This is a genomic window from Peribacillus sp. NPDC097284, from assembly GCF_044761765.1.
GTDB lineage: Bacteria > Bacillota > Bacilli > Bacillales > DSM-1321 > Peribacillus.
This window is the reverse complement of record NZ_JBIWCZ010000019.1, coordinates 1-19,712: the sequence shown is the minus strand read 5'-3', so window position 1 is coordinate 19,712 and position 19,712 is coordinate 1. Positions and strand designations below refer to the sequence as shown.

Annotated in this window: 16 protein-coding genes, 2 pseudogenes and 1 riboswitch; of the genes and pseudogenes, 11 read left to right on the top strand and 7 right to left on the bottom strand. The window is 43.2% G+C overall.

Going from position 1 to position 19,712, the window contains the following annotated elements; all coding sequences use genetic code 11:
- Positions 1-70: 70 nt before the first annotated feature.
- The 5 genes and pseudogenes from ACIQXU_RS19680 to ACIQXU_RS19660 all read right to left on the bottom strand — a co-directional run bounded on the left by ACIQXU_RS19680 (position 71) and on the right by ACIQXU_RS19660 (position 4,829).
- On the bottom strand, positions 71-862 hold the full coding sequence (locus ACIQXU_RS19680) for an ABC transporter permease (protein WP_402875150.1): 792 nt from the start codon (positions 860-862) through the stop codon (positions 71-73).
- Complete coding sequence (locus ACIQXU_RS19675; protein ID WP_402957022.1) at positions 852-1,622, bottom strand: ABC transporter ATP-binding protein; 771 nt, start codon at positions 1,620-1,622, stop codon at positions 852-854. Before ACIQXU_RS19675 ends, ACIQXU_RS19680 begins: the two co-directional genes overlap by 11 nt.
- Positions 1,623-1,646: 24 nt before the next feature.
- Positions 1,647-2,108, bottom strand: a pseudogene (locus tag ACIQXU_RS19670) (ABC transporter substrate-binding protein); the annotation flags it as partial.
- A 175-nt stretch (positions 2,109-2,283) separates the two neighbouring features.
- On the bottom strand, positions 2,284-3,783 hold the full coding sequence (locus ACIQXU_RS19665; RefSeq protein WP_402875147.1) for a malate:quinone oxidoreductase: 1,500 nt from the start codon (positions 3,781-3,783) through the stop codon (positions 2,284-2,286).
- A gap of 509 nt (positions 3,784-4,292) precedes the next feature.
- Complete coding sequence (locus tag ACIQXU_RS19660) at positions 4,293-4,829, bottom strand: TetR/AcrR family transcriptional regulator (RefSeq protein WP_402991823.1); 537 nt, start codon at positions 4,827-4,829, stop codon at positions 4,293-4,295.
- Positions 4,830-4,994: 165 nt separating this feature from the next.
- Here ACIQXU_RS19660 and ACIQXU_RS19655 point away from each other — a divergent pair, with 165 nt between their 5' ends.
- From ACIQXU_RS19655 to ACIQXU_RS19645, 3 genes are all read left to right on the top strand, one after another.
- Positions 4,995-6,425 (top strand): DHA2 family efflux MFS transporter permease subunit, encoded by a 1,431-nt coding sequence (locus tag ACIQXU_RS19655; RefSeq protein WP_402991820.1) that lies wholly within the window; start codon positions 4,995-4,997, stop codon positions 6,423-6,425.
- A gap of 152 nt (positions 6,426-6,577) precedes the next feature.
- Positions 6,578-6,784, top strand: a complete 207-nt coding sequence (locus ACIQXU_RS19650) for a hypothetical protein (RefSeq protein WP_402875142.1) — start codon at positions 6,578-6,580, stop codon at positions 6,782-6,784.
- 61 nt (positions 6,785-6,845) lie between these two features.
- Complete coding sequence (locus ACIQXU_RS19645; protein ID WP_402875139.1) at positions 6,846-8,447, top strand: recombinase family protein; 1,602 nt, start codon at positions 6,846-6,848, stop codon at positions 8,445-8,447.
- Positions 8,448-8,465: 18 nt separating this feature from the next.
- Here the strand turns inward: ACIQXU_RS19645 and ACIQXU_RS19640 are convergent.
- Positions 8,466-8,972, bottom strand: a pseudogene (locus tag ACIQXU_RS19640) (ABC transporter substrate-binding protein); the annotation flags it as partial.
- 180 nt (positions 8,973-9,152) lie between these two features.
- On the opposite strand from ACIQXU_RS19640, the gene ACIQXU_RS19635 reads away from it, so the two are divergent.
- The 7 genes from ACIQXU_RS19635 to ACIQXU_RS19605 all read left to right on the top strand — a co-directional run bounded on the left by ACIQXU_RS19635 (position 9,153) and on the right by ACIQXU_RS19605 (position 15,640).
- Positions 9,153-9,941 (top strand): alpha/beta hydrolase family protein, encoded by a 789-nt coding sequence (locus ACIQXU_RS19635; RefSeq protein WP_402957029.1) that lies wholly within the window; start codon positions 9,153-9,155, stop codon positions 9,939-9,941.
- Positions 9,942-9,980: 39 nt separating this feature from the next.
- Positions 9,981-10,223: a DUF2584 domain-containing protein gene (locus ACIQXU_RS19630; protein ID WP_402875134.1), complete on the top strand. Its 243-nt coding sequence runs from the start codon at positions 9,981-9,983 to the stop codon at positions 10,221-10,223.
- A 299-nt stretch (positions 10,224-10,522) separates the two neighbouring features.
- Positions 10,523-11,293 carry a TSUP family transporter gene (locus tag ACIQXU_RS19625; protein ID WP_402875132.1) on the top strand — a complete coding sequence of 257 codons (771 nt, stop codon included), beginning with the start codon at positions 10,523-10,525 and terminating at the stop codon, positions 11,291-11,293.
- 156 nt (positions 11,294-11,449) lie between these two features.
- Positions 11,450-12,022: a TetR/AcrR family transcriptional regulator gene (locus ACIQXU_RS19620; protein WP_402957031.1), complete on the top strand. Its 573-nt coding sequence runs from the start codon at positions 11,450-11,452 to the stop codon at positions 12,020-12,022.
- 24 nt (positions 12,023-12,046) lie between these two features.
- Positions 12,047-13,408, top strand: a complete 1,362-nt coding sequence (locus ACIQXU_RS19615) for an MATE family efflux transporter (RefSeq protein WP_402957033.1) — start codon at positions 12,047-12,049, stop codon at positions 13,406-13,408.
- Positions 13,409-13,537: 129 nt separating this feature from the next.
- Complete coding sequence (locus ACIQXU_RS19610; protein ID WP_402957035.1) at positions 13,538-13,675, top strand: hypothetical protein; 138 nt, start codon at positions 13,538-13,540, stop codon at positions 13,673-13,675.
- 276 nt (positions 13,676-13,951) lie between these two features.
- Positions 13,952-15,640 carry a methyl-accepting chemotaxis protein gene (locus tag ACIQXU_RS19605; RefSeq protein WP_402991811.1) on the top strand — a complete coding sequence of 563 codons (1,689 nt, stop codon included), beginning with the start codon at positions 13,952-13,954 and terminating at the stop codon, positions 15,638-15,640.
- Between the two features lie 247 nt (positions 15,641-15,887).
- Here the strand turns inward: ACIQXU_RS19605 and pckA are convergent, their stop codons facing one another.
- Positions 15,888-17,471 (bottom strand): phosphoenolpyruvate carboxykinase (ATP), encoded by a 1,584-nt coding sequence (gene pckA / locus ACIQXU_RS19600; protein ID WP_402875118.1) that lies wholly within the window; start codon positions 17,469-17,471, stop codon positions 15,888-15,890.
- A gap of 578 nt (positions 17,472-18,049) precedes the next feature.
- Positions 18,050-18,212, top strand: a riboswitch (SAM riboswitch).
- A gap of 168 nt (positions 18,213-18,380) precedes the next feature.
- On the opposite strand from pckA, the gene metK reads away from it, so the two are divergent.
- A complete protein-coding gene (gene metK, locus ACIQXU_RS19595) occupies positions 18,381-19,577 on the top strand; it encodes a methionine adenosyltransferase (protein ID WP_402875116.1) in 1,197 nt (398 codons plus the stop codon).
- Positions 19,578-19,712 lie beyond the last annotated feature (135 nt).

Below are 19,712 nucleotides of genomic sequence, written 5' to 3'. Positions count from 1 at the left end.
ACATGCTGTTTTGCCTATCATGAAAAGGAATAACTACAAAAAAACTGCCGATGTACGATCAGCAGCTAGGTCAGTCCTTGATCAATTTTCGTTCAAGCAGTTCGACAAGCTGGTACATGATAGTTGCGAAGACAGCGATGATCATCAAGGCAAGCATCACGAGGGTGAAATTGAAGACTTGGAATCCATAGATGATTAGGTAGCCGAGCCCTTTTGCGGAAACTAGGAATTCTCCGACGATGACTCCCACCCATGAGAGTCCCACGTTCACTTTCAAGGTGGAGATGATGGTTGGAAAGGAAGCGGGTAATATGGCTTCCCGGAACGACTGTAACCGTGTGGCACCAAATGTTTGAAGGACTTTCAGGTAGTTTGGGTCGACTTCCCGAAATGCGGTATAGACGACAATCGTGGTGATGATGATGGAAATGATCGCTCCCATGGAAATAATCGAAGGGAAGCCGGGACCGAATGCGACGATGATGATGGGACCAAGGGCCACTTTTGGCATCGCATTTAAAATGACGAGATAGGGATCAAGGATATTGGATAGTCTAGGAGACCACCAAAGTACGGAAGCGAGCACCGTCCCAAGCAGTGTTCCGATAAGAAAGCCGAGTACGGTTTCGAATAGCGTCACGCCCGAATGGGAGAGCAGGGAACCATCAGCCACTTTCGTTAAAAATAACTGCCAGACTTTCGAAGGGGAACTGAAGATGAGCGGATCGATCCATTTCATCCGTGAAAACAACTCCCACCCACTGAAAAAGACGATGAAAATGAGGAGCTGATAAACACGGACCAGCTTTTTTTCTTTTTTCAACGAGGCTTTATATTGGCCATGAAGCTGTTCAATATTCAAGACTTTCAAGCTCCTTCCAAATTGTTTGGAATAACGCGGTGTACTCTGGATGGTTACGGGCATGGAATGGTGTCAGTTCACGCAGTTCCATGGGCACATCGAATGTCTTATGGATTTTACCCGGTTTCGCAGCGAACAGATAGATCCGGTCACTCATCGCAATCGCTTCACCGATATCATGGGTCACAAGGACAGCAGTCTTTCCGAATGATTTCAGTGTTTCCGATACAAGGTCCTCGAGTTTCAGTTTCGTTTGATAATCCAGGGCAGAAAATGGTTCATCAAGAAGCAGGATCTTCGGGTCAACGGCGAGAGTCCGGGCCAGGGCGGCACGTTGCCTCATTCCACCAGAGAGTTCGCGTGGATACGACTTTTCAGATCCGGCCAACCCCACCTCATTCAATAACTTCAACGCTTTGACCCGTTCTAATCCTTCATTTTTCTTCAATAGACGTAACCCCAACGTAACATTTTCATCTATCGTCTTCCATGGAAAGAGGTAATCCTGTTGAAGCATATAGCCAATCGGAAAATCATGATCCGTCCCAAGCGGTTCGTTTTCGAGCAGGATTTTCCCAGAAGTGGGTGGAAACAGTCCGGCGATGATGGAAAGCAGGGTCGTTTTCCCGCAACCGCTCGGGCCAAGAAAAGAGACGAATTCACCTTTTTCAATATCGAGAGAAATGCCCCCAAGTGCGGTTTGGGCCGCCTGATTTGAAAAATACGTGTGGTGAATGTCTTCGATCGTCAAAAATCCCATGAGACATCCTCCTTACTCTGTACCTTATTTGGTGACTTCTTTTGCAAAGTCCGTATTGACAAGCTCATCATGGCTGATGCGTGTAGGCAATTCACCGGCTTCGTCCATGATATCCTGCAAGTTATTCCATTCTTCTTCATCCAGAATCGGATCCGGTGCAAAGGAACCTTGCTCCTTGTAACGGTCGATAACGGTCTCCATCGTCTCAACGTCGATATCATCGAAGAATGGTTGGATCACTTTGGCGACTTCTGCTGCATCATTTTCCTGCACCCAATCCTGTGCCTTCTTCAAGGCTCGAGTAAATTTCTCTACGGTCTCTTTATCGTCCTTCAGATAACTTTCCTTGGCCATAAAGGTGGTATAGGGAAGATGACCGGACTCTGCACCAAAGGAAGCGACAATATGGCCCTTGCCTTCTTTCTCGAACACACTGGCAGTCGGTTCGAACAATTGGACGAAATCACCTGTACCGGATGCGAAGGCAATGGATAACAAGATACATACTTTTTTGAGGATCATGGTATGGGAAGATTAGTGAATCTATTTTTATGGTCTATGTCATGATTTCCAGTTTGGCGGAATAAATAGAGGGGGAGAGTTTTGAGTTAAAATGAATAAAAAAACCTTCAATCCTTTTCAGATTGAAGGTTATCGAATATTAATTATAGGCTTTTTCTTTTTTTTTGTGTAAACCAAGTACCTCTGCTGTAGAAGCATGAACTTCTTCAAGAACGTCTGGGTTATCTTTCAAGGAAATGCCGTAAGACGGAATCATTTCTTTAAGTTTCGGTTCCCATTCTTGCTTCTGTTCAGGGAAGCATTTGTCGATGATTTGAAGCATAACATGAACGGCTGTTGAAGCACCTGGTGATGCACCCAATAATGCGGCAATCGAACCGTCAGCCCCTGTAATGACTTCCGTACCAAATTGAAGCGTTCCTTTTCCTTTATCCGTATCTTTGATAACTTGAACACGTTGTCCAGCTACGACCAAATCCCAATCTTCAACTTTAGCGTTAGGGATGAACTCACGTAATTCTTCAACGCGTTGTTCTTTCGATAACATAAGTTGCTGAACCAGATATTTAGTCAAAGGCAATTCTTTTGCGCCAGCTGATAACATCGTCAAGACATTATTCGGTTTGACGGAAGTGATTAAATCAAACATGGAACCTGTTTTCAGGAACTTCGGTGAGAAGCCGGCAAACGGTCCGAATAGCAATGATTTTTTATTATCGATGAATCGTGTGTCAAGATGCGGAACAGACATTGGTGGAGCACCAACTTTAGCTTTTCCGTATACTTTGGCATGATGTTGCTCGATGATTTCTGGATTATTACATACCATGAAGATCCCGCTGACAGGGAATCCACCAATATGCTTCCCTTCAGGGATACCGGATTTTTGCAGTAAGTGCAAGCTTCCGCCCCCGCCGCCGATGAAGACGAATTTAGCATTATGGCGTTCAACATTACCCTTGGCGTTACGAACTTTCAATTCCCAAGAACCGTCGTTAGCCCGTTTAATGTTATCAACAGAATGTTTATATTTAATATCTACATTTTTATTTTCTAAGTGGTCAAATAACATACGCGACAAGGCACCAAAGTTAACATCTGTTCCAGAGTCGATTTTAGTGGCCGCAATGCGGTCATTCGATGGACGGTTTTCCATGATAAGTGGAATCCATTCCTTTAATTTTGCAGGGTCTTCAGAAAATTCCATCCCTTGGAATAGAGGGCTTTCTGATAGCGCTTTAAAACGTTTCTTTAAGAACGCAATATTTTCTTCCCCTTGAACCATGCTCATATGTGGCAATGACGTGATGAAGTCTTGTGGATTATTTATCAGCTTGTTCTTTACAAGATAAGACCAAAACTGAGTTGAAAGTTGAAATTGTTCGTTAATTTTAAGGGCCTTGCTAATATCAATAGAACCATCTGGTTTTTCAGTTGTGTAATTAAGTTCACACAGTGCTGCATGACCTGTCCCCGCATTATTCCACTCGTTAGAGCTTTCTTCCCCCGCGCTTTCAAGCTTTTCGAACACCTTGATTTCCCATTCCGGTACTAGTTCTTTAAGCATTGTCCCCAAAGTCGCGCTCATGATCCCGGCACCAATTAAGATGACGTCTGTTTTGATTTCTCCGTTGCTCATCATTACCATCCTTATACCCTAAAATTTGCAGAAAGGATGTAGGTGGTCCTGCTTAGGCGTCACAATAAGCCAAGGCGTGACCTGGTCACACATCATTCCTGTCTTTATTATAAGCATATCATACTGTATTGCTTTTTTTAATAGATTAAAATAGCCAATAATACTATATCGTTAAAATATAGATGATGTGAAGTAGTGAACGTAAATTATATCGCTGCTTTGGTTATGAGCATAAACCCAATACCAATAGGTAAAACCAATGAAACATGACCTACCTTATACATTATCTCCATTATATCTTAAAAACACTCTCAGAAAAAGTTTATCAAATTGGATTTTCCACCCGTATTTCTTATAGAAGGAAAGTAATGGAGAACGTAAATAAAGACGAAATATGGGACTGTATAGTTTGATAAATCCGGTCGATATTTATTTTACACCTTTTAATGAAAAGAATGCATAATAAATGTAAAAAAAGAGCATTTTAATTATTTGGTTTGTTAATCTTATTATCGATAGAGTTCAATAATTTGTTTGGCAATATATTCGGAACTGAAATGAACGCCATCTTTAAGCCACCACATGATGACACCCAGGATGGAGGAGGCGAGAATATCCATGGATAACGTTACTTCCTTTGTCCGGTCCCTTACACGTTTTATGGCAATGGAGTCCTTTAAGATCATATGCAATTTTTTCTTGAAACCCGGGTGGGCAAAAAGCACGGCAAAAAGCTTTCGGTGCTTATAAAAGTAATCCAAAAACGTAATTAATTGCTCTTCATTATTCAAATTATCAATTTGCAAGATGGGTGACAATTCCAACGACAAGTCGTCGAAAATATCATAGACCAATTGTTTTAACAAATCATTAATATCGACAAAGTGTAAATAAAAAGTTGCACGATTCAGCTCCGCGCGGTCCGATATCTTTTGGACGGTAAGCTTCGATATATCAGGGTTTTCAATCAAGATATCCGTGACGGCCTTTTTAATCATTCGCTTAGAGCGAAGGGCACGGGGATCCTGCTTTTTTTGTGTCGACAACGTAAACCTCCTTCATCTATTATCTCGAACTTCTTCAATATATTTTTAAAATCTGTTGTTTAATTAACACTTCATAACAAATTGTGAATAGGCATCCAAAAAAATGAATGGTACTATCTATTTTATTGACAAGGTGTTAAAAAAGCAAATGAAGTGAGGGGTAATATGTCGGAACCAATCAATAAAAAGGTATTATTAACCGTGTTGATTTTAGGGTGTTTTTTATCCACTTTAAATCAAACCCTTTTAAACGTTGCACTAAGTAACTTAATGGAGGTATTTTCTGTATCTGCTACAACCGTGCAGTGGATATCCACTGGGTTTATGTTGGTGAATGGGGTGTTAATCCCGATTACGGCCTATTTAATGAAACGTTTTTCTACACGCCAATTATTTATAAGTTCGATGCTGTTTTTATTAATTGGCTCTATTTTGTGCGCGGTAGCACCGAATTTCGCTATTTTACTGATGGGACGTATGATTCAGGCCATTGGGGCAGGAATTATTATGCCATTGCTAATGAGCGTCGTCATGTTTATTTTCCCTCCAGAAAAAAGGGGAAGCATGATGGGGTTGATGGGACTGGCGATCATATTCGCTCCAGCCATTGCACCGACATTGGCCGGTTTCGTTATTGAATATTATTCATGGCGCTGGTTATTCATCGGGATCATTCCATTTGTCGTGATCGTCATATTATTAGCGGTGAAATATTTAATCAATGTTTCGGAAACGGAAAAAGTGAAGTTGGATGTAGCAAGTGTTATTTTATCAACCATCGGATTTGGTCTTATTCTATATGGCTTCAGTAATGCCGGGAGCCATGGGTGGGATGATAAGGTTTTCATAATGACCATACTTGTAGGGATCGTGACGATAGCGATTTTCTGTATGAGACAAATAAAATCATCTGATCCGTTCCTTAACTTATCGGTTTTTAAGAATAAAGTATTTACGCTAACTTCCATCATTAACATCTTCGTTACGATGATGATGTATGCGGATATGATCCTATTGCCGATCTATTTACAAAATGGTCGAGGATTCACTGCATTTGACGCCGGTTTATTATTATTGCCGGGTGCTATCATCAACGCCTTGATGTCTCCGGTCACGGGGAAATTGTTTGACCGCTTAGGCGCGAAACCGGTATTCATCATCGGGTTGATTTTCATCATTCCGTCCATGTGGGTGGTTACAGATTTAACCGAATCGACGACCTTCGTCTTTTTGATGGTGCGGACCATTTTCCTTCGCATAGGATTGAGCTTTATTACGATGCCATTAAACACGGCTGGTTTGAATGCCTTACCGAAAACACTAGTGACACATGGTACAGCCGTGAATAATACGGTTCGCCAAATTGCAGGGGCAATTGGAACGGCTATTGTCGTTACCGTGTTTACGGCACAAACGACAAAGCATGCGGACACATTGTTGGGGGATACACCAAATGCTACAGGTGAATCCATCCGCGCACTAGCTTCGATCTTGGGTTCGAGTGATGCCTATTATTTCATGACCATCCTAGCGATTATCGCGTTCGTGTTAACCCTGTTTGTTCCGTCTAAAGCAAAGATTAAACAACCATCATAATTGGTCAGCCAGTACTTTCGGGTACTGGCTTTTTTCTATCCTTATGTATCTCATTCTGCCCCAGTATTCTACGGGTAGTGATTAGAAGACTATTAATACTATCATCGTGACGGCCATAGATTATAGGAATCCATGGCAACGGGGTGATGGCGATGACAGAGGAAGCAAATGGAGGGAAAGGGAAACTGATTGTATGGGACACAACGGAATACCAGCACAGAACAGATGAAGAATACGATTATTTGTTGGAGATCTCCGATTATAAGGTGAAGGTGACTTTGAAGTTCGCTAAGAGTGAGGCGAGGAACGAGGTGGCGAGAAAAGGGCTTAAAGCGTTTTTTAGGGGGATATGGTTTTGAGGCACCGTTTTAATGAGGGTTTTATTTTAACCGAATGAAACAGGGAAAAAGGGGTGTGCAAATGAAACGGGTTTGGTGCCTGTATCGAGTATCCACCATGAAGCAGATGGCTACGGATGATGATATTCCCATTCAAAAAAACGCATGCCAAGAATTCGTGAAAAATAGGCCGGATTGGCGCATCACTCAGGAATTAATAGAAAAAGGGGTTTCGGGCTGGTCGAAGAAAGCGGACGAAAGGGATGCCCTGAATACGATTAAACAAGGGGCCCTGGACAAGGAATTGGATGTTCTTTTGGTGTTCATGTTTGACCGATTAGGGAGGCGGGAGGATGAAACGCCTTTAATCGTCAATTTCCTGAATCAGAATGCCGTAGAGGTCTGGTCCACGCAAGAAGGAAAGCGGAACACGGAAACACATATCGACAAGCTGTTGAACTATATCAGTTTCTGGCAATCCGACGGGGAAAGCCAGAAAACTTCTATGAGGGTACGGGAAGCTAAAAAGCAGCTAAGTGAGCAAGGCTATTTTCAAGGTGGGGCCGCCCCGATTGGTTATAGAATCCTTGAAACAGACCGGGTGCATTGGAAGAACAAAGACAGACACCTGAAAGAGTTGGCGGTGGATGAGGAAGAGTCCGCCATGATAAAGCTGGTTTTCCGTTTATACGTGGACCGACACATGGGGTATCGAAAAATTGTTGATTACTTGAACAACAAAGGCTATCGAAATAGGGACGGGAACATATATGGGGTAAGTACCATTCAGCGCATCTTGGCCAACCCGATTTATATCGGGAACAAACGCTATAAAGGCTTTAATGGGGAAGACGGAAATACACAGCCATATAATGAGAAGTTACGAATTATTCCGGATGAAGTATTCAAGGAAGCGGAGCGGATCAGGAGTGCAAGGAGCAGTAAATTAAACCGGCAAGACAAGGAAGGCATCCCGTTGGCAGGGAAGCTGATGTTTTCGGGGTTGGCCTATTGCCAGTATTGTGGGGCAAAGTTGAGTGGCAACTACTTGTACCGCAAAAGTAAGGGGAAGGAGGATCACTCCGCCAAAGTTATGTATCGCTATAGGTGCCCGCTTAATAAAGGCAGGATGAATGGCGAACATGTAAGCAGTACGTGGGAAGGCAGAAAATACGATGCCATCGTGATGAAAAGGGTGAAGGCCGTTCTGTCTCAACTGGATATAGGCTCCTACTTCGCTCTCTCCTCTCACAAGGCATCACATCTAGCCCAGCTTGAGCGGAACCTAAAGCAGCTGGAGAAGGAACATCAGGTTCTGACGAAGCAATTGGCTAAGCTACATGGTGAAATCATCAAATCATTGGGGGGAGATAGTGCATTTACCCCGGACCAACTGTCGGGTGCCATGGGAAGTGTAGAGAAAAAGATAGCTGAAAGTACGGCACGTATGACAGGATTGAAAGCAAATATCGAAAAGGAAGCCTCATCAAGGCATGTCGATCTAGCTGACCAGTGGGAGGTCGAATTCGAGCAGGCGGACAATGATTTGAAAAAGGCTATGCTTTCCAGGGTTGTGGATAAAGTGGTTTTTGGAAAAAATGAAGTCCAGATTACGTTCAATTTAGCTCTTCGGGAATGTTTACATGAAAATACGGAGGAACTTCCTGATAGCGAGGCGCCTTGAAGTATGCATTTTGTTACTGGATGCGAATGCGGTCGCGATGTTCGCAAAATCAATATTCTGAATGAGCGTCAGATCTTTTTGCGGGTCGATATTGTGTTTTTTCAAGACAAATTCCCCCGCCATTTGCGGCATTCCGCCTTTACGCTGTCCGAGGAAGGTGGAGTCTTTCAACATATCCCATTCAAAATTTTCAATCTTTTCACGTGAAACAAGGAAGGTCCCATCCGTTTGCGTTAGCTGGGCAAAGTTAATGACCGGGTCACTGGACCCTTGCGCCTGGACATAGATGGATGTTTCCGATCCGACGAGTGCAATGTCCGCACCATCAGACAGTAGAGTGGTCATCGTCTTATCGCCGCCAGCAGTCGTTTTTAAATCGATTTTTAGGCCTTCTTCTTCAAAAAAACCTTTTTCAATCGCGACATATTGCGGCGTATAGAAAAGCGAGCGTGTCACTTCGGCCACACGGACCTTCGTCGTTTCTTCTTTCTTTGAACCACATGCCCCAAGGGGAATGACTAGCATGCATACAAGTAAAAATAGGACACCCGCTTTACACCATTTCTTCAATTTACCTTCCTCCTTGATATATAGGAATTTTGCCTATCTTATCGTATGAACGAGTGGGAAAATGGTGAATGCCTAACAGGGGATAAAATCGATTGAATGTTTTACAATAAGGGAAACAGAAAGGGGGAGCGGAACATGGAGAACGGAAGGATGATTTCAAAGCAACGGTTCCCTTCACCACATCCTGGCATTCACCTTTTTTTAGTCACATACATGTCTCAAGGTTTGAAGGTAAAGGGATTACTGGCTGAGCCGGTGGATGGGGACATTCACGATGCTTTCCTTTATTTACGGGGTGGCATTAAAAACGTCGGCAAGGTAAGGCCTGGACGTATCATCCAGTATGCGGCAGAAGGGTTCATCGTCTTTGCCCCGTTTTATAGGGGCAACCAAGGCGGCGAGGGGGACGAGGATTTTGCCGGAGAAGATCGGTTCGATGCGATAGCAGGCTTTAACCTGTTGGAGCAGCATCCACGGGTGAATAAGGAGCATATTCATATCCTCGGCTTTTCCCGGGGTGGCATCATGGCACTATGGACGGCGATCCATTGTCAGACGGCTGCGTCCCTTGTCACATGGGGTGGAGTGTCGGATATGTTCATGACGTATGTCGAACGAGTCGATATGCGGCGGATGATGAAGAGGGTCATCGGTGGTAGTCCTAAGAAATGCCCGGAGCAATATGAATACAGGACGCCGTTGTTTGCCATCGAGGAATTGAATGTTCCGGTTCTGATCATTCATGGGGAAAGGGATGATAATGTATCGGTGGAACACGCCTATCGACTGGAAAAAAGGTTGAAGGCCCACGATAAGCCTGTCGAAAGTTGGTATTTCCCACAATTCACGCATTTTTTCCCGCCTGCGGTCAATCGAAAAGTGGTCGAAGATTTAACAACTTGGATGAAAAGTAAAACCGAATAATGGTAGAATGAAGTATATTGACCAGAGGAGGAGATATACATGGGCATGCCTATGGAACTCAACACCATGATCGTGACAAAGGGAAACGAAATTCGTGAAGAAGAAAATGTGTTCAGCCTGACGAAAGCCGGGTACCGAATATATCCAATCGACATCCCGATTGATGTCCGTAAAACGATTCAATCCGATTCAAGTGGAACGGCCGTCATCCGCAAAGTCGAATGGATGAATGAAAAAACCAACATTACATATCAATTGATCTCACTGAATTCAACGAATTGAATACATGAGGCGCATGCGAATCTAGCATGCGCTTTTTTATGTGGTAGAGAACGGACGGAATTCGACCGAACTATCCAGCATTCCGCCATTGGTGGCACATAATTCGACGTTCGTGCGATTAATTCGACATTCACGCGGATAATTCAACATTCACAGCGTGCAGACCGGTCGTGGGCCGTTGATTCGCCCACGTTATAAGATCAAACCGAAATTTTATGAAGAATTGTTTGATATTTATAAAAAATCCGGGACACCGGAGTATAATGGATGAGATATTGCTGTTGAAAGAAGGAATGTAGATGGAGGATATTAATCTTTATACGTTGCTGTTTTTGGTGATAGCGGGTTTCATCGCTGCGTTCATTGATTCTGTTGTGGGCGGGGGCGGTCTTATTTCCATACCTGCTTTATTGTTTACGGGAATTTCACCATCTGCGGCTTTAGCGACGAATAAGTTTTCGAGCTCGATGGGTTCCTTGACGAGTACGATTTCATTTATTCGGGCAGGGAAAGTGAACTTCAAATTTGTCATCAAGTTTTTGCCGCTGACCATAATCGGGTCGATATTGGGGGCCTATGTCGTTCACTTTGTTTCGCCTGACATATTGAAGCCGTTGATTCTGTTGATATTAGTGATTGTCGCGATTTACACGATCGTCAAAAAGGATTGGGGTAAAGAAACCTTGTATAAGGGATTGACCCGGAATAAGCTCATCCTGATGTTAGTGGTCATTTTTGCAATTGGTTTTTACGATGGTTTTCTTGGACCAGGGACGGGTTCTTTTTTATTGTTTGCCTTTTTGATCATAGGATTTGATTTTGTTCAAGCGGCTGGCAATGCCAAGATTTTGAACTTTGGCAGTAATATTGCAGCACTCGTTGTTTTCCTATCGATGGGCACGGTCAATTTTGCTTACGGAATTCCGATGGGAATCGCCATGGTGGCCGGGGCTTTAGTCGGGACGAACTTCGCGATTAAAAAGGGATCTTCCTATGTTAGGCTATTATTCATTTGCGTCACCGTCTTATTGATCGGCAAGAATATCTTAAACTATTTCCATGTGATTTAAATGCAAGTATACATACCAGTGGCCGTGGAATGATCTGCGGCTGCTTTTCCCTGTTTACAGAATGGAATTTCTGTGTGATAATTGCCTGACGAACGTTCGTTAGGATAATGAGCGTACCAGTGCGGGTAAAATATTGGTTGATGAAGGGTGAAGGTAATGAAAAGTGAAGAAATTAAAAAAGCGGCACTCAAACATTTTGCGGTTAACGGATATGAGGGCACGTCGCTTTCTCAAATAGCTGATGATGTGGGAATTAAAAAACAATCGATTTATTCTCATTTTAAAGGAAAGGATGATTTATTTTTAGCCGTCCTTACAGATGCCAAGGAGATGGAGCTATCCTTCTATGAGGCGTATTTTAAGCAAAAACAAGATCCGGAAAGGATGCTATATGGATTCTTGGATGAGATGAGAAGGATGTTTCAGGAAAATGAGAATTTAAAGTTCTGGCTCAGGATGGAGTTCTTTCCGCCTACCCATTTGTATAAAGAGGTGCAGCAGGAAGCGGCGGATCTCGAGAATCAACAGGAAGCACTGTTAGAAAAGTTATTCGATTCATGGATAGCAGAAGGGGCGATTCGTTCGGGAAATGCCCGGACGCTAACATTGGCCTACACAGGTGTGATCGTGGCCATCTTGGTCGAACTTGTATACTCCGATGACCCTAAGCGGTTGGAAGATAAATTTGACGCATTATGGACCGTATTTTGGAGCGGAATTTCCAAGTAAGGTTAAGCAATAGGAGATGGGAACATGGCAATGAGAGAACAACAACAGAAAAGTCTTCTGGAAATAGAATCGACAGGAAAGATCTTCTTACGCTATTTGATTCCTTCCATGATCGGAATGATCTTGATGGCATTGAACTTTGTCGTCGATGGCGTCATGGTCGGTAACAAACTTGGGTCCGTTGCCCTTGCAGGGGTAAATATTGCTGGGCCCATTTATACCATTTTTGTCGCCATGTCGATCTGGATTGGTGTCGGCGGTGCAACGCTATACTCCCAAAGCATGGGAGCGAAGGATTATGTGCGTTCCCGCTTCATTTTTACGCATTCCATCGTTCTAATTACAGGCTTCACCATCGTCATTGGTTTGATTGCCTATATGTTTCACAATCAGCTCGTTTTCGCATTAGGGGCAAATGAAGCGACCGCTCCCTTTGCGACGGATTATATGAACGTTTTCTTGATGCTCGGTTTTGTTTTCACCTTAGAAAATGCCTTGAGTATTTTTATCCGGAATAATGGAAATCCGACACTGGCCATGACGGCATTGATCGTGACGGCTGTTTCGAATTTCGTATTGAACTATATCATTTTGTATGTGTTCGATTTAGGGGTGCGTGAAATCGCGTTTGGGACAATCACCGCGTCGGCGCTTGGAATCGTCGTGCTTTCCGCCCATTTCTTCACGAAGAAAAATACCCTTCGTCTGGTCAAGTTCCGTTTTGATAAGCGGCTTTTCCTTTTGACCATGTCCATCGGTTTTCCCAGCTTTTTATCTGAACTCGGTGTATCCGTCTTTACGATTGCGCATAACAATGTGTTTTCCCGGTTGGCGGGAACGGACGGATTGTCCGCCTTTTCCATCGTCAATTATGCCCACAGTGTGATGCTATTGATGTTTCTTGGCATCGGGTCGGCCATCCAACCGCTCGTTAGCTATTACCATGGAGCAAAAGATGAGAAGCGAAAACGCGAGACGGTTCGCATCGCCATTTTTACGGCCATCGGTGCGGGGGTATTCATTACCTTACTCGGACAAGTGACGGCACCGTATATAGTTGCTTTATTCGGGGACTTTTCACAAGACGTGAAGGAACTTGCGACAATCGGCATTCGGATTTTCTTTGGCGGGTATATTCTGATGGGGGTCAACTTCGTCATGATGACCTATTTTCAATCGGTCGGGCAAGTCAAGATGGCAGCCTGGATCACGATTGGCCGGGAATTTCTCTTCATGCTCATATTCCTGGTAACCCTTCCTTTCCTATTCGGAACCAATGCGGCATGGCTGTCGATTCCTTTATCAGAAGTAGTCATTTTCTGTACCATCCTGCTTTATTTGAAAAGAGAAGGTACGTTCTTTGGTAAAAGAGGTCATGGAATTTAGAGATCACCTATTCGGTGGTCTTTTTTTGTTTTTTAAAATTTCTGAAAAAATATTGACAGAATGATCCACCCTGTTATATATTATTAATACAATAAATAATTTGTTATATAACAGAGGAGGAAAAGTAAAATGAATATGTATACTAAAGCGTATGAAACCTATTTAATGATTTGCGAAAGATATGGAATCGAGTCGATTAACTTTCACCATTTCATCAAACATTTAACCGAGGATCAGTTAGACGAATACAGCAAATTAGCCATTTAAATTGAAAAGGACGTGTTCTTGTAGATGGATCTAGCCGATGTGGAAGCCCTATAGAAACCCCACCCGTTACGAATAGTAGAGGTGGGGTTTTGTTATGTCTAAAAAGAAAAAGAGATATGGATAAGACGAGGAAACCTAATGACTCTTTAACGAGCATTAGGTTTTTTTTTCCTTGAAGTGACAAAATATTATGTAGAATATGGTAAAATGGATATAGGACTTTATACTCTTATATGATGGTCAAAGAAGATAGAAAACCGACTTGGGGGATGCTATATGAAATTAACTGTATCAAAAAAATTATGGGGTAGTTTTTTATCTTTACTTGTATTTTTATTGGCCATTGGGACTGTATATTTGTTGATTATCGATGATCTTAATAAACAATATACGTTTTTATTGGATAATCGCGTGAAAAAGACTCAACTTGTGGATGACCTGATCATCAATCAGCAAGATTACTCCAACGATATTCGGGGATATATGATCTATGGAGATGCCAAGTATTTAGAAGGCCGGTCCGAGAAGTATGATAGGTTTGAAGGTGCCTATAAAGAGTTAGAAAAGACGATGGAAAAGAAAGAAGATCGGGTTTTACTGGAAGAGGCATATAAAGCACAACAGAAGTATACAGAACTTTCAGAAGAAATAATCAATAATGTCCAGAAAGAGAAAACACAGGAAGCTTTGGTCATTGCAAAAGAGACCAGTGTACTAGAAGAAACAATCATCGAAAAAGCCATACAGTTAAGTGACAACCAGAAGGTTTATATGCAAGAGAAAAGGAAAGAGATTGATGCTTTGGTAAAGGATATGCTGAGCTTCATCACGTTGGTCATCATCGGAGGCTTCATACTTAGTATCGTAATGCCGACTGTCCTGAGTCGCAGCATTACCCGCCCGGTCCGCAAGCTCACTGCGGCTATTGGTGAGGTTTCTGGAGGAAATCTCCAGGTGGAAAGCATACAGGTCAGGAACAAGGACGAGATTGGGGAAATGGCCGGTGCATTCAACAAAATGGTTAATGAACTGAAGTCGATAGTCTCGAGTATGAGGGATTCTTCGAGCCAGTTAGCTGTTCAAGCGGAGCAAATGTCAGCCAGTTCCGAGGAAAGCCTTGCCTCTTCGGAGATGGTTGCTAAAACGGCAGAGGATAATATGCAAGGAACGAATCAGCAGGTGGTCATTATTGAAAATTCGGTGGATTCCATGAATGAAATGGCTGCAGCCGTCGGGAGAGTTACGGAAAGCAATGTCGACATGCTTCAATCTGCTGAAACGGTGAATTCGCTAGTTCGTGAGGGATCATCCAGCATGAATGCGGTGACAAAGGAAATGAATCATATCAATTCCACCATTCAGGACTCGGCGAAAATCATGGAAATGATGACGAGCCATTCAAGTGATATTCAAAGAGTGACAGCCTTGATTACGGACATTTCCGACCAAACTAATTTACTGGCATTGAATGCCGCGATCGAGGCTGCCCGTGCCGGGGATCATGGAAAAGGTTTTGCGGTCGTGGCAGATGAAGTCCGGAAACTGGCTGAGCAATCGAAATTGTCCGCCTCAGAGATTGCAAACATGGTCAGCATGATTCAAGATGCGACCAAAAAAGGGGTGGAATCCATCAAGATGGGAACCAAGAAAGCGGAAGATGGACTCATTGCCTCGGAGAATTCCTTGCAGGTGTTCGACCAGATCAAAGTGGCAGTCGGTGAAGTGGGAAAACGGATAGAGTCGGCATCCAATGCTATCGAAGACATTCAAGCCATGACCGAAGAGGTGGCAGCAGGGGCCACTTCCGTAAAGGAAATTGCGGTGAGCGCTGCTGAACGGGCACATGATACAAGTGCAGCCACAGAAGAGCAGCTAGCGGCGAATGAACAGATTACGACAGGCGCCCAATCACTAGCAATCCTGGCCGAAAACCTACAGAAGGAAGTAAGCCATTTCAAGATTTAAGAACACGATGAAGAACCCGAACGAAGAACACCACTCACACGGTGTTTTAGTCGTTCAGGTTTTTTCTGTTGCAATGCGGTTTGTCACATGAAATAGGAGGAAGGGGATGGGGATAGCCAAGGGGTGTGCGCGTAGAAAGCTAATGTGAATATGGGGAAGAGGAGGATATCCAGGGACTATGCATTCTTGCTTTGATGATAAAGAAAAGGACCAAGCGATTTTCGCTTGGTCCTTTCTCCTATCTTTATTATGCAATCGGCCCGCCAAGTTCTTCGATTTCGTTTGGTACGCTACCGAATTTCTTGAAGTTTGCACGGAATTGAGCGGCAAGGTCTTTTGCTGATTTTGTGTATGCAGCAGGGTCTGCCCATGTTTTGATTGGTTGAAGCACTTCATCAGGAACACCAGGAACATGAACCGGAATGTTCAAGCCGAAGATATCATCTTGAACGGTTTCAATGTTGGCTAATTCACCTTCAAGTGCTGCTTGGATCATGGCACGAGTATAAGCAAGCTTCATACGGCTTCCAGTTCCATAAGCTCCGCCAGTCCATCCTGTGTTAACCAGGTATACTTTTGCGTCATGCTCGTCGATTTTTTCTCCAAGCATTTCAGCATAGCGTGTAGCAGGAAGTGGTAGGAACGGTGAACCGAAGCATGTAGAGAATGTTGCTTCAGGAGACGTCACGCCTCTTTCTGTACCTGCCAATTTGCTTGTGTATCCGCTCAAGAAGTGGAACATGGCTTGTTCTTTAGAAAGTTTGCTGATTGGAGGCAGTACGCCAGAAGCATCAGCCGTTAAGAAAATGATTGTATTCGGGTGTCCCGCAATACTTGGATTCACGATGTTATCGATCGCTTGCATTTGGTATGCAGCACGGGTGTTTTCCGTTAATGAGCTGTCATCGTAGTCCGCCACGCGTGTTTCGGGATCTACCACGACATTTTCCAATACGGCGCCGAAACGGATGGCGTCGAAGATCTGTGGTTCTTTTTCACGTGAAAGGTTGATGGTTTTTGCATAGCATCCGCCTTCGATGTTGAATACACCGTTAGAAGACCAGCCGTGTTCGTCATCACCGATCAGTTTACGGTTCGTGTCGGCAGATAAAGTCGTTTTACCAGTACCGGACAATCCGAAGAATAAAGCGACATCGCCTTCACGACCTACGTTTGCCGAACAATGCATTGGAAGGATTTCTTCTTCCGGAAGTAGGTAGTTCATGATTGAGAAAATCGATTTCTTCATTTCACCTGCGTATTCAGTTCCACCGATTAGGATAGTACGGCGTTCGAATGATACCATGATGAACGTTTCGGATTGCGTTCCATCAACTGCTGGATCCGCTTTGAAATTAGGTGCGGAAAGGATGGTGAATTCTGCTTCATGCCCTCTTAGTTCTTCCTCATTCGGACGGATGAACAATGTATGAGCAAAAAGGTTGTGCCAAGCATATTCATTAACCACTCGGATAGGAAGGCGTGATGATTCGTCTGCTCCAGCAAAACCTTTGAAGACAAAGACTTCTTCTTTTGTCTTTAAGTAATCCACTACTTTACTATATAGTTTATTGAATACTTCCTCGGAAATGGGTTGGTTCACTGGGCCCCAGTCAATTTTGTCCTTTACAGAAGCTTCTTCCACAATATATTTATCTTTAGGTGAACGGCCCGTGTATTTGCCCGTTTCAGCTTTTACTGCGCCGGTTGAAGTTAAAACGCCTTCATTTCTGCTTAATACTTTTTCCACTAATTGAGGAACTGAGAGTTGAGTTTGCACATTATTTCCTGCTAATAATTGGTGTAACTCATTAACGTCAACAGAATTCATATATGAGATACCTTCCTTTGTTTAAGTTTTTATAATACAATTAGTATAACACATTGGATTGAATAGTCTATACTATTTAACTTTTTTTGTGAATGAAAGTGGAATAGTCACATTAATCAATTATCTCACTTCGAGTGTAACCTTATGTATAGTGCGGGCATATACTTGCAGTGAGTCATCCTGGATGGATGTTTTTGAATCTGGTTGAATCGGGAGACGATCTGGATGAAGTGAATCTAGGGTGTGAAAAACGATTGCTGCCACAAGTCTTTGTGAAGTCCCGTTTTAGGATTAGTGTACCTTTTCATTTATAATAGGAAGAAAAGAAGTGAACAACCATTTATGTATCTGAAAAAGGGATGAATATAGGGGTTCGGATGGTATGTTCATTTTGTCCGATTTATCCATTGTAAGTCAATGGTCTTATCTTCTTAGTTTACACTCTTTAAGAATACTATTTATAGTCCGGCTGTGCCAGATAAAAAGTTTTTTTATTTTTCATTGGGGAAAAATGTTCTATTTAGAAAAACATTGACAAATTCAGACTAAATACGATAGTATCTTAAATTGTACGGATTCTCTTATCCCGAGTTGGTGGAGGGACAGGCCCTTTGAAACCCAGCAACCTGCCATATTGAACTTGACTCCAAGGTCAATCGCCGAAAATAAAGCGATGAACCTTCAAGGAATAGTGGTGATGGTGCTAACCTGAGCAAGGTAAAAACCCTTGAACGATAAGAGTGAAAGGATAGATGATAGAATTTTTAAACCTTTCCTCATTTGCCAGGGAAGGTTTTTGTGTTTTTATTCATTAATTCTGTGTCTATGATTGAAACTAATAAGGGAAACGAGTTCCGTAAAAGATCAGGCTCATGCCTACAACATACTAACTTCCAAGGAGGAAATAAGATGTCAAAGAAACGTCTATTTACTTCTGAATCTGTGACAGAAGGCCACCCGGATAAAATTTGTGATCAGATTTCAGATTCCATTTTAGATGCAATCCTAGCTAAGGATGCTAATGCGCGCGTTGCGTGTGAAACAAGTGTAACGACAGGTCTTGTACTTGTTGCTGGAGAAATTACAACATCGGCTTACGTGGATATTTCACGCATTGTCCGCGATACGATTGCAGGTATCGGGTACACTCGTGCGAAATATGGTTTCGATGCCGAGACTTGTGCTGTGCTAAGCTCGATCGATGAGCAGTCTGCTGATATTGCAGCGGGTGTTGATAAAGCATTGGAAGCACGTGAAGGTACGATGTCCGATGAGGAAATCGATGCTATCGGTGCAGGGGACCAAGGTCTTATGTTCGGATTCGCGTGCAATGAAACGGAAGAGCTTATGCCACTTCCCATTTCATTGGCTCATAAGCTATCATTCCGTCTTTCTCAAGTTCGTAAAGATGGCACGCTAAGTTATTTACGTCCTGATGGAAAAACGCAGGTAACGGTTGAATATGATGAAAATAACCTACCTGTACGTGTAGACACAATCGTCATCTCCACACAACATGATCCTGAAGTGACACTTGAACAAATTCAAGCCGACTTAAAAGAACATGTGATTAATGCGGTCGTACCGGCTGACTTAATCAATGAAGATACGAAATACTTCATCAACCCGACTGGCCGTTTTGTAATCGGCGGACCTCAAGGGGATGCTGGTCTTACTGGCCGTAAAATCATCGTTGATACGTACGGCGGATACGCTCGTCACGGCGGCGGTGCTTTCTCTGGTAAAGATGCAACAAAAGTGGACCGTTCTGCTGCATATGCCGCTCGTTACGTTGCGAAGAACATCGTAGCTGCTGGCCTGGCTGACAAAGCGGAAGTGCAATTGGCCTACGCAATCGGTGTGGCTAAGCCTGTATCCATCTCAATCGATACATTTGGAACGGGAACAGTAAGTGAAGAGGTGCTAGTGGAATTGGTAGAAGCGAATTTCGACCTACGTCCAGCTGGTATCATCAAGATGCTTGACCTACGTCGCCCAATCTACAAGCAAACAGCTGCATATGGTCACTTCGGCCGTACAGATGTTGATTTGCCTTGGGAGCGTACGGATAAAGCAGAAGCTTTAAAAACACAAGCTAAAGCGTAAATCATATGAGAAAAGGTGCCTTGCTTTAATGCAAGGCACCTTCAGACTGTAGACAAACTCGATGAAAATCGACTTTGCCTACAGTCTTTTTTATTTTAAAATAAAAGTATTAAAACTTGAGGTGATAAAGATGCT

Excerpts from the sequence above, each read along its gene's own strand:
- ACIQXU_RS19625 (WP_402875132.1), top strand. The coding sequence starts at position 10,523 with ATGGAGGATATTAATCTTTATACGTTGCTGTTTTTGGTGATAGCGGGT.
- ACIQXU_RS19655 (WP_402991820.1), top strand. The coding sequence starts at position 4,995 with ATGTCGGAACCAATCAATAAAAAGGTATTATTAACCGTGTTGATTTTA.
- ACIQXU_RS19675 (WP_402957022.1), bottom strand. The coding sequence starts at position 1,622 with ATGGGATTTTTGACGATCGAAGACATTCACCACACGTATTTTTCAAAT.
- metK (WP_402875116.1), top strand. The coding sequence starts at position 18,381 with ATGTCAAAGAAACGTCTATTTACTTCTGAATCTGTGACAGAAGGCCAC.
- ACIQXU_RS19605 (WP_402991811.1), top strand. The coding sequence starts at position 13,952 with ATGAAATTAACTGTATCAAAAAAATTATGGGGTAGTTTTTTATCTTTA.
- pckA (WP_402875118.1), bottom strand. The coding sequence starts at position 17,471 with ATGAATTCTGTTGACGTTAATGAGTTACACCAATTATTAGCAGGAAAT.
- ACIQXU_RS19610 (WP_402957035.1), top strand. The coding sequence starts at position 13,538 with ATGAATATGTATACTAAAGCGTATGAAACCTATTTAATGATTTGCGAA.
- ACIQXU_RS19665 (WP_402875147.1), bottom strand. The coding sequence starts at position 3,783 with ATGAGCAACGGAGAAATCAAAACAGACGTCATCTTAATTGGTGCCGGG.
- ACIQXU_RS19615 (WP_402957033.1), top strand. The coding sequence starts at position 12,047 with ATGGCAATGAGAGAACAACAACAGAAAAGTCTTCTGGAAATAGAATCG.
- ACIQXU_RS19645 (WP_402875139.1), top strand. The coding sequence starts at position 6,846 with ATGAAACGGGTTTGGTGCCTGTATCGAGTATCCACCATGAAGCAGATG.
- ACIQXU_RS19630 (WP_402875134.1), top strand. The coding sequence starts at position 9,981 with ATGGGCATGCCTATGGAACTCAACACCATGATCGTGACAAAGGGAAAC.
- ACIQXU_RS19650 (WP_402875142.1), top strand. The coding sequence starts at position 6,578 with ATGACAGAGGAAGCAAATGGAGGGAAAGGGAAACTGATTGTATGGGAC.
- ACIQXU_RS19620 (WP_402957031.1), top strand. The coding sequence starts at position 11,450 with ATGAAAAGTGAAGAAATTAAAAAAGCGGCACTCAAACATTTTGCGGTT.
- ACIQXU_RS19635 (WP_402957029.1), top strand. The coding sequence starts at position 9,153 with ATGGAGAACGGAAGGATGATTTCAAAGCAACGGTTCCCTTCACCACAT.